This window comes from Cystobacter fuscus (assembly GCF_002305875.1).
Classification (GTDB): Bacteria; Myxococcota; Myxococcia; order Myxococcales; family Myxococcaceae; genus Cystobacter; species Cystobacter fuscus_A.
Genome location: NZ_CP022098.1, coordinates 10611045 through 10625724, shown reverse-complemented (window position 1 = coordinate 10625724; position 14680 = coordinate 10611045). Strand labels below are relative to the sequence as shown.

Annotated in this window: 11 protein-coding genes; 5 read left to right on the top strand and 6 right to left on the bottom strand. The window is 70.6% G+C overall.

From position 1 onward, the window contains the following. Window positions 1–528: 528 nt before the first annotated feature. The gene (locus CYFUS_RS43125) at window positions 529–2301 is read left to right on the top strand and encodes a DUF4215 domain-containing protein (RefSeq protein WP_095990520.1); all 1773 of its coding nucleotides are present in this window, start codon (window positions 529–531) and stop codon (window positions 2299–2301) included. Window positions 2302–2392: 91 nt separating this feature from the next. Here CYFUS_RS43125 and CYFUS_RS43120 read toward each other — a convergent pair whose 3' ends face one another. Beyond that, on the bottom strand, window positions 2393–4702 hold the full coding sequence (locus tag CYFUS_RS43120) for a YfhO family protein (protein ID WP_095990519.1): 2310 nt from the start codon (window positions 4700–4702) through the stop codon (window positions 2393–2395). 24 nt (window positions 4703–4726) lie between these two features. After that, window positions 4727–5551 (bottom strand): metallophosphoesterase family protein, encoded by an 825-nt coding sequence (locus tag CYFUS_RS43115; RefSeq protein ID WP_095990518.1) that lies wholly within the window; start codon window positions 5549–5551, stop codon window positions 4727–4729. 234 nt (window positions 5552–5785) lie between these two features. On the opposite strand from CYFUS_RS43115, the gene CYFUS_RS54185 reads away from it, so the two are divergent. Together CYFUS_RS54185 and CYFUS_RS43105 are read left to right on the top strand one after the other, a co-directional pair. Continuing rightward, window positions 5786–8962 (top strand): AAA domain-containing protein, encoded by a 3177-nt coding sequence (locus CYFUS_RS54185; RefSeq protein ID WP_269770180.1) that lies wholly within the window; start codon window positions 5786–5788, stop codon window positions 8960–8962. A 33-nt stretch (window positions 8963–8995) separates the two neighbouring features. Then, the gene (locus CYFUS_RS43105; protein WP_095990516.1) at window positions 8996–9217 is read left to right on the top strand and encodes an MbtH family protein; all 222 of its coding nucleotides are present in this window, start codon (window positions 8996–8998) and stop codon (window positions 9215–9217) included. A 6-nt stretch (window positions 9218–9223) separates the two neighbouring features. Here the strand turns inward: CYFUS_RS43105 and CYFUS_RS43100 are convergent, their stop codons facing one another. Beyond that, a complete protein-coding gene (locus tag CYFUS_RS43100) occupies window positions 9224–9595 on the bottom strand; it encodes a response regulator (RefSeq protein ID WP_157758981.1) in 372 nt (123 codons plus the stop codon). A gap of 125 nt (window positions 9596–9720) precedes the next feature. Here CYFUS_RS43100 and CYFUS_RS43095 point away from each other — a divergent pair, with 125 nt between their 5' ends. Beyond that, window positions 9721–10092, top strand: coding sequence for a helix-turn-helix transcriptional regulator (locus CYFUS_RS43095; protein ID WP_095990514.1), 372 nt, complete (start codon window positions 9721–9723; stop codon window positions 10090–10092). Between the two features lie 14 nt (window positions 10093–10106). Here the strand turns inward: CYFUS_RS43095 and CYFUS_RS43090 are convergent, their stop codons facing one another. Further along, entirely contained in the window at window positions 10107–11291 is a 1185-nt protein-coding gene (locus CYFUS_RS43090) for a DUF790 family protein (protein WP_095990513.1), read from the bottom strand. Beyond that, window positions 11285–12670 (bottom strand): DEAD/DEAH box helicase, encoded by a 1386-nt coding sequence (locus CYFUS_RS43085; RefSeq protein WP_095990512.1) that lies wholly within the window; start codon window positions 12668–12670, stop codon window positions 11285–11287. The genes CYFUS_RS43090 and CYFUS_RS43085 overlap by 7 nt, the downstream gene beginning before the upstream one ends. A gap of 268 nt (window positions 12671–12938) precedes the next feature. Between CYFUS_RS43085 and CYFUS_RS43080 the strand changes: the two genes are divergently transcribed. After that, window positions 12939–13346: a response regulator gene (locus tag CYFUS_RS43080; protein ID WP_095990511.1), complete on the top strand. Its 408-nt coding sequence runs from the start codon at window positions 12939–12941 to the stop codon at window positions 13344–13346. Window positions 13347–13698: 352 nt separating this feature from the next. On the opposite strand, the gene CYFUS_RS43075 is transcribed toward CYFUS_RS43080, so the two are convergent. Then, complete coding sequence (locus CYFUS_RS43075) at window positions 13699–14667, bottom strand: YheT family hydrolase (protein ID WP_095990510.1); 969 nt, start codon at window positions 14665–14667, stop codon at window positions 13699–13701. Window positions 14668–14680 lie beyond the last annotated feature (13 nt).

The window sequence follows — 14680 nt, the reverse complement described above, 5'->3', positions numbered from 1 at the left end:
AGGCGAATCCCCGGCCCCACTTCCGCGGTCATGGGCGGCTGCCTACCCTGGACGCGGAGGGCCGGAACGTAGCGCGCCCCCACGGAGAGGGCCTTCCGTGCGCCGTGGGACACGCTCCGAGTGAAGTGGGGGCCCGCCCTGTTCTGGTGCTCCAGGAGGTTTGCCCACTCGGATGGGGGGACCTCGGTGTCGGACAGCGCCGCCAGGAGTACGTACGGGTCGAACGTGATGCGCGGCTCGGCGGCACTCCATCGGCTTTCGCATGTTTTGATAAAATAAAGTGGTGAGAGTCTTCCCGAACAGCGAGGCGACAGCAGGGGGGAGGCCATGGCGGGCGCCACCATGAACGACAAACAGTTGGGAGTGACTCGCCTGCACGTCTGAACGACATTCACCGTGAGCGCAGGAAGCCTGCCGAATCCCAACGGTAGGGCTGTTTTCTTCCTTTGAGCATGGAAGGTCACCAGCCGTCAGCAAACAATGTACAATTGGCTTGTTGAACCTCCCTCTTCATGCTCGGTCTACCCCATGATGAATACTCCAATTCGATCGCGATTCGTGGGCCTCGCCCTCGCCTCGCTCGTGTTGTCTCTCACGGCTTGTCCCGGTGTTGTCGTGGATCCCTCGGATCCGGATGCTGGCACGCCGCCCACGAACTGTGACGGTGGCTCTTCTTGCCCCATCGACCCGGGCCCCGGTGGCCGGTGTGGAGATGGGCGGAAGACGGGCAACGAGGTTTGCGATGATGGCAATACGGCGAGCAACGACGGTTGTGCCTCCAACTGCGGAGCTGTCGAGCCGGGCTATGCATGCGAAAACCCGGGTACTGCCTGTGTTTGGGTGGGGCTCTGTGGCGATGGCAAGGTCGAGGAACTCGAGGTGTGTGATGATGGGAACAGCTCGGCAGGCGATGGCTGTAGCGCCGATTGCAGGACGGTGGAGGCGGGCTGGAACTGCCCGCTGAGTGGCGGGCGCTGCCAGGCCGCCAAATGCGGTGATCTCATCATCGCCGGTGACGAGGAGTGCGAGGACGGAAACACCACCGAAAAAGATGGGTGCAACAAGGTCTGCCGCCTGGAGGACGGGTACAAGTGTGACACCATCGGCAAGCCCTGCACGCCGACCGTCTGTGGCGACAAGATTCGCGAGGGCACCGAGCAGTGTGATGATGGCAACAACGACATGGGTGATGGGTGCTCGCCGCTGTGCGTGCGTGAGCCCGACTGCGATCGTGAGGGCGTCTGCAAGGCGGTATGTGGTGATGGTGTGATCCTCCCTGGTTCGGGCGAGGCGTGCGACGACGGCAACACCCGCTCCAACGATGGTTGCTCGGCGGAGTGCAAGCTCGAGCCGGGCTTCATCTGCACTGTCATCAAGAGCACCCCGCCAAACAAGGTGGAGATTCCCTTCGTCTTCCGTGACTTCCGTGGCTGGAATCATGCGGCCAATGCCTCGCTCGGGCTGCCGAAGGGCCATGAGGACTTCGAGAATGTAAATGGCGACGACAAGGGAATCGTGGGGCCCCTGTACAGCTTGCTGGGAAGCGATGGCAAACCCGTGTACGCGAGGTCAGGGCCCGTTGGTACCACCCATGGCAAGGAGGCGTTCGATCAGTGGTATCGGGACCAGCCCAAGGAAAAAAATATCAACAAGACGGTGGTCAAGGTCCTCTCCCTGCCCAGGCAGTCGGGTGGCACCTACGAACTCGACGACGGCGATTTCTTCGAACTCGATGGCCTGGGTTGGGTGGCGCTCGGTTCTAACTACGAGCGCACGACCAACAACCACAACTTCAGCTTCACGAGCGAGGCGCGCTACTGGTTCGAGTACAAGGAGACCGAGGTGCTCTCCTTCCGTGGTGACGACGATGTGTTCGTGTACATCAATGGTCGTCTGGCGCTCGACCTGGGCGGTGTGCATGGCCCGCAGTCTGGCTCCATCACCCTGAAGGACGTCGCGGGCGTGAACCAGCTCAACCTGAAGAAGGGCCGCATCTATGAGGCGGTGGTGTTCCAGGCCGAGCGCCACACCACGGGCTCCAATTACAAGCTCACGCTCTCCAACTTCGAGACGACGAGCACCAATTGCGAGGCCACCTGTGGCAACGGCGTCGTCGACAAGGGCGAGGAGTGCGATGACAAGATCTTCGCCGGTGGCTACAACCAGTGCGCCCGTGGGTGCGTCTGGGGTCCCCGCTGCGGCGACAAGATCGTCCAGAAGGACCAGGGCGAGTCGTGCGACGATGGCAACAAGACGAGCGGCGACGGCTGCAGCGCCACCTGCAAGATCGAGCTCAACTAGTCCACTGAGTCCGTGAGCGAGGCCGCTCGGGAGCGCTGACTCCCGGGCGGCTTCGTCGTTTCAGGGGGGCTCAAGGGCCGGGTGGCCCCGTCTATCCCGCCGCCTCGCTCGTGCGCCGGGAGAGGACCAGGAGGGCCGCGAGCACCAGGGCCGCCGCGACACTCGCCTGGATTCCCGAGGACAGGCCGGGGTCGGTGAACTCGAAGTCGACCTGGTGGGTCCCCTCGGGCACCTCGATGCCCATGAGCGCGCCATCGACGGTCAGCACGGGCGCCTCGTCCCCATCCACCGTGGCGGTCCACCCCGGATAGCTCGTGGTCGCGAAGACGAGGAAGGTGCCTCCCGCGCCCGCCACCACCCGTGCCCGCGCGTTCCGGGGGCCGAGCTCCACCGCGTCCACCTGGGCGGGCGCGTAGGTCCTCGACGTCCCTCCCTCCACGGCGACGTTCTCGAGCCCGTCGACGCTTCCCGTGCTCAGCGCCCTGAGGGCCTCGCTCTGGTCCGGCACGGCGGTGGTGCGCGAGGCCGTACGCAGGCGGGGAGGACACCCGCTCAGCCGCTTCACGTCGAGCCGGTCCGGCCCCTGGAGGACGCTCACCAGACCCTCGCCGGGATTGGACTGGGGCGCGGACGAGGTCATCCACAAGCACGCCCCATACAGCCGCCCCACCAGCTCGGGGCGGGCGGCGAGCACGTCCATGAAGGCCCGGTAGCGCCACAGCTCCACCGCGCCGTAGCTCGTCACCTCCTCCAGGCCGAAGACACCGGCCAGGTTGCTCTTGAGCGTCGCCAGCTCGTAGTGGCGCAGGTTGATGAGTCCCTCGAGCGAGCGGCTCGGCGGGGCGTTGGCCTTGAGCGGCTTGTCCTGGCGGAACAGCCGTGTGGGCGGCGAGCCCACTTCCTCGCGCAGCCGTCCGATGAGCTCCGGCTCGCGGTAGAGCGAGGTGGGGCCCACGAACACCGTCACCCGCGCCGTCCAGAGCAGATCCCCCGCCACCAGCAGGAGCAGGGTCGCGGGCAGCGCGCGGTGGGTGGGGTGGCGCGACGCCAGCGCCGCGAGCGCGAGCATGCCGAGCATGAAGCACAGCGAGGTGCCCATGGCGCGGGCCGCGAGCCCGGCGATGACCTCATGGTGCGAGCCGTCCCCGGTGGCCAGCCCCAGCAGGCCGGTGGCCCAGGTCACGGCGGTGGAGGGCAGGGCCCAGGTGAACCCGAGCATGGCCACGAGCAGCAGGGCCCCCACGCCGAGTCCGGCCAGCCGGCGCCGCGAGACTCCGGCGAGCACGGCCCGCGCCCCGGACGCGGCGAGCCCCGCGCACCCGAGCGCCACCAGGACGACGTACTTCTCCGGGTAGCGGAAGAAGCTCAGTGGGGGCGAGGCGAGCAGGAAGGACAGCGGGGACTTCTGGCCCAGGGCGAGCAGCACGCCCACCGCGCACAGGGTGAGCGCGAAGCCGGAGAAGCGCTCGCGCCGCGTGCCCAGCACGGCGAGCACGAGCACGGTGATGCCCAGGTAGACGCTCAGCGCGAAGGGCACGGTGCTGGGCCCGCGGATCATTCCCCAGGCCCAGAACTGGGGCTGCCCCAGGTACTCCCCGAAAGGGTAGGGGAAGGCGAACTCGAGCAGTCGCGGCGGAGGCAGGTTCCAGCTCGCCAGGTAGGTGGGGGCGTCGGTGCCCCGCGTCGACTCCGTCAGCAGCCAGAGCGTGGGGAACACCTGGACTCCGGCGAGCAGCAGGCCGAGCGCGCCGGCTCCCGAGAGCGCCACCAGTTGAGGCCGGCGCTCGGTGAACCAGGCGACGTGCGCCGCGGACGCGAGGGCCGAGTAGAGCGCGGACTGGGGATCTCCCGAGAGGAGCTGGAGGGCGATGAGCACCGCGAGCACCGCGAGCTTGCGCAGGGGCACGAGTCCGGACTGGAGCGCGACGAGCACCCAGGGCATCCAGGCCAGTCCGAGCAGCAGCGGGCCGGCGTTGCACAGGCCGGCGACGTAGCCGGACAGGCCGAAGGCGAGCGCGCCGGTGAGGGCGGCGGGGCGCTCGAAGCCCTTGCCCCGGAGGAAGGTGTACAGCCCGAGCTGACCCACGAAGTGGTGGAGCACGAGCAGCAGCGCGTAGGCGGTGGGGAAGGAGAGGACGGCGAAGAGGAGGTTGGGCGGGTAGAGCACGCCCGAGTGGATGTCCGCGAGGAAGGGCAATCCGCCCTGGTGGAAGGGGTTCCACTGAGGCACCACCCCGAGCCGCCAGTGCGTGGCCTGCATGGGCCAGTAGTAGTGCAGCACGTCGCGGAAGAAGAACGCCCGGCCTGGCAGCAACCCCTCGCCGAAGAGGGCCAGGGACGCGAGCAGCAACACGCCGGGAGCGGAGAAGCGGGCCAGGGCCCGGGGCGGAAGGAAGGCCATCGCCAGCCGGGTATAGCACCCCCGTCAGGGCGGAGTGCCGGGGAGGATCTCCCGGAGGCAGCGCGAGATGTCGCCGCGCCACGTCCACTGCTGCGGATAGCCGAGCGATACCTCCTCGAAGCGCACGCCATCGCGCCACAGGGTGGCGGGCATGTGCAGGTGGCCGGTGACGACCACCTCGGCGCGAAAGCGCGTGTGCCAGTCCTCCGTCTTCTTCGTGCCGCACCACAGGGAGAAGCGGGGGATGCGCGGCAGGCGCACGTGCTCGTAGCGCAGCGGGAAGTGGTTGATGAGCACCGTGGCGCAGTCGCCCGGCAGCGCCTCCAGGCGGGCGCGGGTGTGCTCCACGCGCGCGGCGCACCAGGCGGCGCGTGAGGGGTAGGGGTCCGGGTGGAGCAGGGCCTCGTCGGTGCACAGCACGTTGGAGTCCATGGCCCACTGCACGGCGCCTTCCTCGGAGACATAGTCCGGCCGGAACGAGTAGTCGTAGAGCAGGAAGAGCGGCGCCAGGATGCGGGGCGGCCCCTCTCCCGGCCAGCGCGGGTAGGGATCCTCCGGGGTGAGCACGCCGTGGGCGCGGCACAGCGCCACCAGTTGCTGGTAGCGCGCCTCGCCTCGGGGGGCGGAAGGCTCGCGCGACACCGTCCACAGCTCGTGGTTGCCGGGCACCCACACCACCTGGCGGAAGCGCGCCGTCAGCGTGCGCCAGGCGAAGTCGAGCTCCTCCAACCGCTCTCCCACGTCGCCCGCGACGATGAGCCAGTCCTCGGGATGGGGGGCGAGCGACTCGAGCGCCCGGCGGTTGTGCTCGTGGCGGAGATGGAGATCACTGAGGGCGTAGAGCTTCATGGGGGGCCGTACCCTCCACTGTAACGGACGCTCCGGCCCGAGGTCCGTTTCTCGTGGGGGGGTGGAAGCAACCAGCCATGCGCCGGGAAGGACGGGCGAGGTGGCTTTTCCTTCGTGCTTCCTCCAGGCAGCATGAGGTCCCTTCTCGTCCGGCCCGCAATGATGGGGAAAGAGTCCGCACAGACATCGTCGGCCCGCGCTCCGGCGGCCGCTGCCGAATCCGGCGATCTCGTCGTGCGCTCGGTGTTGCCGGAGGAGCTGCTGTCCGCCCTGGAGAGCGAGCGCGCGCAGTACCGGTGGGTGATGCTCAAGGGCGCCGTGGACGTGCGGCTGGAGGACGAGTCGATGCTCGGCCTGACGCCCCTGCCCGCGGCGGACCCGAGCTGGAGCGGCGGTCAGCTCATCGGCTTCCTCCCGGACGAGCGCCGCTTCGTGGGGGAGATCGTCCACCTGGATCCGACCACGGGGCGCGTCTTCCTCTCCACGCGCTCGCTGGGCCACATCAAGCCCGAGGTGCTCTCCGCGGAGCGTTGGGCCTTCCAGCCCTATGACTTCTCCGAGGCGCTGCTGGCCGCCTCGAAGGCCTACGACGCGCGGGGCCCCCGGGTGCGCGAGGCCCTGGACCGGGTGCGTGGCCTCATTCCGGACGATGGCACCGGCCCCAGCCAGGGCCCCGAGCACCTGTGGGACAAGCCCTGGGCCCTGCTCTGGGGCCCCCCAGGGACGGGCAAGACGGAGACGATGGCGCGGCTGCTCGCCCGGGCCGTCCAGGACAACCCCGGCGAGCGCATCCTCGCGGTGGCGCCCACCAACCGCGCCGCCGATACGCTCGCGCTGCGCGTGGCGCGCATGCTGTCCAAGGCCGGGGCCCTGCACGCGCCGGACACCACCTGCCGCGTCTTCCGCGGGGGCCTGGGCGTGGGCCAGGAGCTGACCCGGGCCTTTCCCGCCGTGCTCCATGACTCGAGCTACCAGAAGCACGCGGCGCGCATCGCGCACATGGAGGAGCGCGTGCGCGAGGAGTACCTCCAGGGGGCCTCGTCCTCGCGCCTGGCGGTGGTGAAGGCGGAGCTGCGCAAGGTGCGCGACGGGCTCACCGACGAGACGCTCTTCGTCGCGCGCGAGGGCTATGCCACCCTCATGGTGCTCACCGTGCACCGGGCGCTGCGGCTCGTCTCCGAGCTGGAGGGCGCCGAGCGCTTCGATCGGCTGGTGGTGGACGAGGCGGGCATGGTGTCGCGCGCGGCGGTGGGGCTGCTCGCGCCGCTGGCGCGCAAGGTGCTGCTGGGGGGAGACCCGAAGCAGATTGGCCCGGTGAGCCGGGCGCTGGAGGGGGTGGAGCGGCCGGTGCAGACGTGGATGCGCAGCTCGCCCCTGTCGCACCTGGAGGACGCGCGCGCGGCGGCGGAGCTGCCCCACGTGCTGCTGTTGCGCACGCAGCACCGCATGCACCCACAGATTGGCGCGGTGGTGAGCCACTTCAGCTACGCGGGGATGCTGGAGGATGGCGAGGGGCCGCGCACCCGGGAGCCCAAGAAGGTGGAGAGCTTTCCGGCGGCGCGCGCGTGCTGGGTGGTGCTGGACGAGGCCACGCGGGATGTGCGCCGGGTGTGCCACGAGCGCGGGGACTCGGGGCATGGCTACCGGCGGCCCTTCTCGGCGGAGCTGGTGATGACGCTGGCCGCGCCGGCGCTCAAGGCGGGCCTCAAGGTGCTGGCGGTGACGCCCTACCGGGCGCAGGCGGCGCTCTTGCGCGCGATGGCCGAGGAGAAGGGCTGGCACGAGTCGCGCTTCCAGGCGTCCACCATCCACCGGCAGCAGGGTACCGAGTACGACGTGGTGGTGGTGGACACGGTGGCGGCCGGGCGCCCCTTCGCCCCGAGCGAGCTCACGCCCATGCTCAACGTGGCGGCGAGCCGCGCGCGCGAGTACCTCTTCGTCCTGTCCTCGCGCGCCGAGTCCGAGGCGGCCATTCCCGCGCAGCTCCTGGAGCTGCTCACCCCGGTGGCGCCGCGCCTGGAGCCGCGCTTCGCGCTGCAGCCCCTGCTGGTGATGCCGGGCGTGCGTGCGCGCGAGGCGCGGAGGCCCGAGGCGCTGGGCCAGGAGATCGACTCGCTCAAGGAGATGGGGCCCCTGTTCACCCAGGAGCAGGTGTCGCTCTTCGAGCGGCGCTTCGACGAGGGGCACCACCTGGTGCGGGGCGTGGCGGGCAGCGGCAAGACGTACGTGCTGGCGCACTGGGTGGCGCGCTACCTCGCCGAGCACCCCGAGGCGCGCGTGCTGGTGTCCTTCTTCAACAAGGCGCTCACCCCGCTGCTCACGCGGCTGGTGGACGCGGCGCTGCGGCGGCGGCTCGGGCGGCGCGCCTCGTTCATGCTCCACCGCGTGACGCTCATGCACATGACGGGCACGGGCGGCTATGCCCCGGAGAGCTTCGACGCCGTGTTCGTGGACGAGGCGCAGGACCTGAGCGCCAGGGAACTCGCCCACCTCTACGGGCTCGCCCGTCCCTTCTCCCGCGAGGGCGGGCCTCCGCTCAAGGCCTTCCTGCTCTTCGCGGACGACTCGCAGAACGTCTACGGCCACAGCCCCGTGGAGGCCCTGCGCCAGGAGTTGCCGGACGGGCTCGACTTCACCGGTCGGGTGCGCGTGCTGCGCGAGACGTTCCGCTCCACGCGCCAGGTGTCCGAGCTGGCCTTCAACGTGGTGTTGGATCCGCTCGGGCTGCACCGGGTGGGCAACCCCGGCATGCGCGAGTTCATGCGCGCCAGCGAGCTGCGCGAGCAGGGCCTGCTGGAGGAGCCGGTGGCGGGGGTGGACGGCCTGTACCGGCTGCAGAGCAGCGAGCGCGAGGGGCTGGTGCCGGTGGTGCGTGCCTTCGACTCGCCCCAGGCGGAGGAGGCGTGGCTGGTGCGCGAGGTGAAGCGGCTGCAGGCCCACGAGGGCGTGCGGCCCGCGGACGTGCTGGTGGTGGCGCCGGTGCGGCCCGCGCGGCTGGCCGAGGCGCTCGAGCGCGAGGGCCTCAAGGCGGTGGCCTTCGGAGGCCGGGGCGGCGAGGACGTGGCGGGCTTCAGCGTGGGGAAGGTGGACTACCTCCGGGTGACGACGGCCTTCTCCTGCAAGGGGCACGAGAGCCCCGTGGTGTTCTTCTGTGGCGTGGACGCGCTGGACGACATGGCGTGGATGGAGGGGCGGCCGGGACGTCAGGAGCGGGAGCTGGAGCGCACGCGCCGTGCCCTCTTCTACGTGGGGGCCACCCGTGCCATGGTCCGCCAGTACGTGACGGGCCTTGGCGGCGCGCGCTTCACCCGCGTGGCCCTGGCGTATGCGCGGGCCCTTTCCCGTGAGTCCCGTCTTCCGACTCCAGAGGTTGTGCCCACCTCTTCACGGCGGGGCCCACGTGGCCATTGACCCCCGCTGGTCCGGCGGGGTGGAATGGGCCGCATGAGCGACGCCGAAGACACCACCGTTTACAAGGTCGTGGTCAACCACGAGGAGCAGTACTCCATCTGGCCCGCGGACCGCGAGCTTCCCCTGGGCTGGAAGGATGCCGGCAAGCAGGGGCAGAAGGCCGAGTGCCTCGAGTACATCAAGGAGGTGTGGACGGACATGCGCCCCTTGAGCCTGCGCCAGAAGATGGAAGAGGCGGCCAAGAACAAGTCCTGAGACGGCTCACTTCGGCGCGCCGCCCGAGCCCGACAGCAGGAAGGCCCGCAGGCGCTCCGGAGGACAGGGCTTGAGCAGGATGGTGATGCCGGGCGGGATGATGTCGCGTCCCGGCAACTGCGTGGTGTGCAGACCGCAGAGCACTCCAGGCGTGCGGCTCCTCAGGGCCGCGATCAATGACAACCCATCCATACCGGGCAGGATGTACGCGGCGATGACGACCGAGGGCGGCTCCTCCTCCGCCATGCGCAGCGCCTCCTCCGCGCTCGTCGCCGAGCGCTTGGTGCCGGGCACGTCCCGCAGGAGCCGGCGCAGCGCGGAGAGCTGGAGCGGATCCTCGTCGACGAAGAGATAGGAGGGCGTGGCGTCCGCGGTCATCCAGGACCTCCCGGGCTGGGTATGTAACGTGATGGGTCCTCGGACGGACATACTACCCCAGTCGTCCTGGGAAACCAACCTCCCGAGTCATATTGCCACCGGTGAACCACTCGGGTCCCGGGACAATGGCAAAAAAGCTGGCAACCAGGCTGGGAGAGTGCGCGCGCGCAGCCCGGCAGCGCCTCAACCTCACACAGGAAGACGTGGCGGAGCGAGTCGGCATCGCCACGGAGGTGTACGGGCGCCTGGAGCGGGGAAACATGCTTCCGAGCGTCCCCACCTTCCGCAAGCTGTGTGCCGTGCTGTCGCTGTCCGCCGACGAGGCCCTGGGGTTGTCCACCGAGGGTCCCACCTCCTGGACGCCTCCCGCGCCGCCCCCCGAGGCCAATGAGCCTGCGGAGCTGCGCCGCCTGATGCGGCGTGCCCGCCAGTTGGATCGCAACTCGCTGCGCGTGCTGAGCCTGGTGGCCGCGCACCTGGGGCAGAAGAACGGGTAGGCAGCAGCGTCGTCTCACGGGGAGAGCCTCGCGCGCAGTCTCTTCGCCGATGGAAAACCATGGAAGAGCACCACCTGTGGGTGTGCCTCCAGTGTCTCGCGCTCCTGGGTGCCCTTGGCGAGCGCTCGGTCTACTCCCAGCAACAATCCCTCATCTGGCCGTGAGCGCAACTCCTCCAACCTCCGTGCCAGCGGGCCCGCGTGCCAGGCATGGAAGAGCTCCAGCGCCACCTCGCGCCGCGTCTGGCGGTGGCGGAAGGTGACATCCGGTACACACAGTCCCGTGGCTCCCACGTTGCGGGGCAGGGGCAGCAGATCCAGCTCCCACTCCGCGTCCTCGAAGCCCTCGGCGAGCGATGCCACCTCCGGGGGAATATGTCCGAGCGCGGACCCATGAGGTGACACGAGGGGATCCTTCTCGTCGAGCACGAGCGTCACCCGGCGCCGGGGCGTTTCGAGGGCGGCGGTGAGCTGCCAGCGGGCGAGCACCGGCACCACCGACAGGAAGTTCGCCAGCTGCAGTCCGTACTTCTTCTGCAGCGACAGCATGGCGCCCGGGCCCTCCACCTCCAGCACCCAGTCCTCGCCCTCGCGCCGCACCTCGGCCACGAGCCGGCAGAACTTGAGCCAGCGCAGCACCTTGCGCACCCGGAGCAGCTCCGGTGCCCGCGCTCGCAGCGTCAGCCGCCGCGCGTCGAACAGCGGGCCCTGGGCGAGCGCGAGGTTGTAGCGATCCAACAGCTCCGCGGGGTCGAGCGCCTCCCAGTCCAGGAGGGCGCGGTGACCTGGGAGGTCGGCATAGAGGGCCTCGCGCAGCTCGGAGAGGGGCTGGGGCAGCAGCGCGGCGAGCCGCTCCTCGTAGTGCTCCACGGAGGCGCCAGCGGGCAGGGCGAGCCGCACCCGGGCCGCTTCCCGGAAGGTCACGGCGCGTGCCTCCATGGCCCCCTCGGCGGGCTCGTCGAAGCGCATCCGGTCCACCAGCAGCTTCACGAGCCCCCGCGCCACCTTGGGGCGCGCATGGGCGCCGGCCCGCAGCGCCAGGGTCTCCTCCACCTCGTCGCGCGACTGGCTTCGTCCCGCCTCCACGCTGGCGATGAGCTCGCCCGCGAGCGCGAGCAGCGCCGGGTCGTCGCGCCGGACGAAGGTGGGCCGCAGCTTCGCGTCGCGCGTGCGGAAGAGGAGCAGCTCGCGCGTCAGCATGCCTCGCCCCCTTCCTCCTGGTAGGCGCGGTGCTGGCGCCGCCGCTCGCTGATGGAGGACTCGGCCGTCTGCGCCGAGCAGACTTCGTAGAGGAGGGCGCGCTTGCCGGGGCGCTGGCGCAGGATGCGGCCCAGGCGCTGCACGTGCTCGCGCACGCTGCCACTGCCGCTGAGCACCACGCCCACGCGCGCCTCCGGGACGTCCACGCCCTCGTTGAGCACGCGCGAGGTGAGCAGCACGGGCAGCTCCCCGCTGGCGAACGCGGCGAGCAACGCCTTGCGCTCGGGCACGGGCGTGTGGTGCGTGAGCGCGGGGAGCAGGAGCCGCCGCGCCAGCGTGTACACGGTCTCGTTGTCGTCGGTGAAGACGAGCGTGCGATCCTCGCGGTGCTCGAGCAGCACGCGCCAGAGCACGTCCAGCTTCGCGCTGGAGGTGAGCGCGATGCGGCGCTGCTCGCGGTAGGCCCGGTAGGCGGCGCGGCCCTCCTCGGTGCGCTGGCTCTCCGCGAGGAAGCGCGCCCAGCCCTCGGGCACGTCGAAGCGGATGCCGCGCTGGCGGATGAAGCCGAGGTAGAGCTTGCGCGCCTCGTCATGCCGCGTCTGCTCCTCGGGCGTGAGGGGCACTTCGATGCGGCGCACCTCGTAGGGGGCGAGGAAGCGCCCCTGCAGCTCGCGGATGTCGGTGCGGTGTACCAGTGGCCCGAGCAGCTCCTCGCACACGCGCTCGCCCCCGTCGGTGCGCTCCAGGGTGGCGGTGAGGCCCAGCCGGTAGGGCGCGAGCGAGCCCTCGGCGATGAAGCGGTAGCTTGGCGCGGGCAGGTGGTGGCACTCGTCGCACACGAGCAGCCCGAAGCGGTTGCCGTGGAACTCCGTCTGCATCGCCGCGGAGTCGTACGTCGTCACCGTGAGGGGTTGCCGATCACTCACCCCTCCGCCCAGCATGCCCACCGCCTGGCCCAGGTGCCGCGACAGCACCCCCTGCCACTGCGTCATCAAATCCAACGTGGGGACGACCACCAGCGTGGGCCGCTTCACCTGGACGATGGCGAGCACCGCCAGCAGCGTCTTGCCCGCCCCGGTGGGCAGCTCCACCAGTCCGCGCCCTCCGGCCTTCAGCCACGCCTCCAGCGCGGCCTTCTGGTGGGGAAACGGCTCTACCGGGGCCGTCAGGTCCACCTCCAGCGGCTCGAAGCGCCGGGCCCGGTCCTCGTACGCCTCGCCCAGCTCGCGCAGCCGCAGCACCACCTGCCGGTAGTGCCGCGCCTCGCTCCGGTACACGCCCGTGCGCGCATCCCGTTGGAAGAGGGCGCGCAGGGCGCCATCGTCGGGCAGGGTGGGCGCCACCAGGGTGCCGCAGTCGAAGTGGAGTTCGGTCGCCATCGGCAGAGGGGGGGAGTTCGGAGTAACCCGATTCACGAACCCACGCCAGCATAGGACCTTCCAAGTCGCCCCGATCCGCGGGTGCTGGCAGCTCGGAAAGCGCGGCCGCTCGCTCCCCTGGCGGACTGGTGTAGGGTGGAGTGGCCTCGAAGCCCACGTGGGCCCGTTCGCCGGGCGAGGAGGGGAGTGTACAGCGGTGGTCCACGGGAGAACGAAGGCGTCGAGAGTCTCCTCTTCATGCCCGGAAGCCTCTAGCCTGCACGCCTTCATGCGCCGCCTCGTCATCCTCAGCCCCCATCGGCCCTCCCGGGAGTTGCTGTCTCGCCTCCTGGCGGAGCCTGACCTGCGGGTGATTGCCCTGTCGGACGCGGACGAGGTGCTGGACACCCTCGCCGAGGAGGAGCCGGCCCTGGTGGTGGTGGACGCGCGCCGGCCGGACGAGGACCATCCGCTGATGCTGGGCCTGCTCAAGCGGCGCTACCCGCGTCAGCCCCTCATCACCCTGGTGCCCGGGCGCCTGCGGGTCTTCGACGGCAGCGAGGAGCGCGTGCGCGACGTGCGGGACGGCTCGGCCGAGGGACTCCATGTCCTGCTCGGGGAGTTACAACGCGCCACGCGCGACCTGCTCGCCCAGCACCTGCTGCGGGTCCTCCGTCCTCCCACCGGCGAGGCCTGAGCCCGCCGCCCGGGACGAGACGGGGAGAAGGCCGTGCTCCGAAGAGGGAAGAAGTCTTCCCACCCGAGGGCCAACGCGTTCCCTCGTCCCCGAGGCCGTGGCGCCAACCCCCTGGAAAGTCGAGGGCGTGCCCGCCGCGTGGGGCTCGGCACGGCGGCTGCTAAGGCTTCCTGTCGCGAGCGGGGGGACGGTGCCGCGCGGGCAGGGGGAGGCGGCACCGGGAGGGGGAGCTCGTGACGGGAGGGCCAGGAAGGGGGGAACGGGCCGTCTCGGGGGGGAAGAAGGGGGGCGGGAGGGGGGCGGGAGGGGGGCCCGAGGGGGAGCCCGACCGGTGGGGGCCGGTCGGGCTGCTTCATTTTCGCGCGGACAGGAAGGCCAGCACCTGGGCTTCACCCCAGAAGCGGGGGGTGAGGGCGCCGCCGGCGACGAAGCCGACGTGGCCGCCCTGGGCGGTCACCACGCGGTGCAGGTGGGGGTTGCCGGACACGTCCCTGGGAATCGTCGAGGCGGGGATGATGGGGTCATCCTCGGCGCTCAAGAGCAGGGTGGGGCGGCGGATGGCGTGGAGCAGGGGGCCGGAGGAGGACACCTCGTAGTAGTGGGCCGCGTCGCGGAAGCCATGCAGCGGCGCGGTGACGGCGTCGTCGAAGGCGCGCAGGGTGCGGGCGCGCTCCAGGGCCTCGCCGTCGAAGGCGCCGGGGAACAGGCGCAGCTTCTCGCGGGCCTTCTGCTTGAGGGTGCGCAGGAAGCGGTCGCGGTAGAGCTTCTGGAAGGGCCCGGGCCCGTCGATCGCCTTCGAGCAGATGCTCAAGTCATAGGGCGCGCTCACGGCGGCGGCGGCATCCACGGGCGCTTCGTCCCCGGTGTCCTCGAGCAGTCGCAGCAGCACGTTGGCGCCGAGCGAGAAGCCCACCGCGTAGAGCGGGCCGGTGTGGCGCTGGCGCAGGTGCCGCATCACCGACAGCGCGTCCTCGATGTCACCCGAGTGGTAGGATCGCGCGAGCCGGTTGGTCTCCCCGCCGCAGGAGCGGAAGTTGAGGGCGGTGGCGCCCCAGCCGAGCGCCTGGGCGCCGGTGAGGGTGACGTTCATGTAGCCCGAGCGCGAGGAGCCCTCGAGCCCATGCAGGGCCACGAGGTGGGGGGCGCCCGGGGGCCCGTCGAAGGAGTCGAGGTTGACGAAGTCCCCGTCGGGCAGCTCCCAGCGCTCGCGCTTGAGGGGCGGGGCGTGCGTGGGGCGCACGAGCGAGGCGTAGATGGTCTGCGCGTGGGGGGACGCGAGGAAGCGCGCGGGAGCGAAGGGCTCGGTGGGTTGGAAGGACACGGACGGGCAGATA

What these genes read in the sequence shown, in the direction of transcription:
- CYFUS_RS43120 (WP_095990519.1), bottom strand. Translation starts at nt 4,702, where the DNA reads ATGGCCTTCCTTCCGCCCCGGGCCCTGGCCCGCTTCTCCGCTCCCGGC.
- CYFUS_RS43080 (WP_095990511.1), top strand. Translation starts at nt 12,939, where the DNA reads ATGCGCCGCCTCGTCATCCTCAGCCCCCATCGGCCCTCCCGGGAGTTG.
- CYFUS_RS43100 (WP_157758981.1), bottom strand. Translation starts at nt 9,595, where the DNA reads ATGACCGCGGACGCCACGCCCTCCTATCTCTTCGTCGACGAGGATCCG.
- CYFUS_RS43105 (WP_095990516.1), top strand. Translation starts at nt 8,996, where the DNA reads ATGAGCGACGCCGAAGACACCACCGTTTACAAGGTCGTGGTCAACCAC.
- CYFUS_RS43090 (WP_095990513.1), bottom strand. Translation starts at nt 11,291, where the DNA reads ATGCTGACGCGCGAGCTGCTCCTCTTCCGCACGCGCGACGCGAAGCTG.
- CYFUS_RS43095 (WP_095990514.1), top strand. Translation starts at nt 9,721, where the DNA reads ATGGCAAAAAAGCTGGCAACCAGGCTGGGAGAGTGCGCGCGCGCAGCC.
- CYFUS_RS43115 (WP_095990518.1), bottom strand. Translation starts at nt 5,551, where the DNA reads ATGAAGCTCTACGCCCTCAGTGATCTCCATCTCCGCCACGAGCACAAC.
- CYFUS_RS43125 (WP_095990520.1), top strand. Translation starts at nt 529, where the DNA reads ATGATGAATACTCCAATTCGATCGCGATTCGTGGGCCTCGCCCTCGCC.
- CYFUS_RS43085 (WP_095990512.1), bottom strand. Translation starts at nt 12,670, where the DNA reads ATGGCGACCGAACTCCACTTCGACTGCGGCACCCTGGTGGCGCCCACC.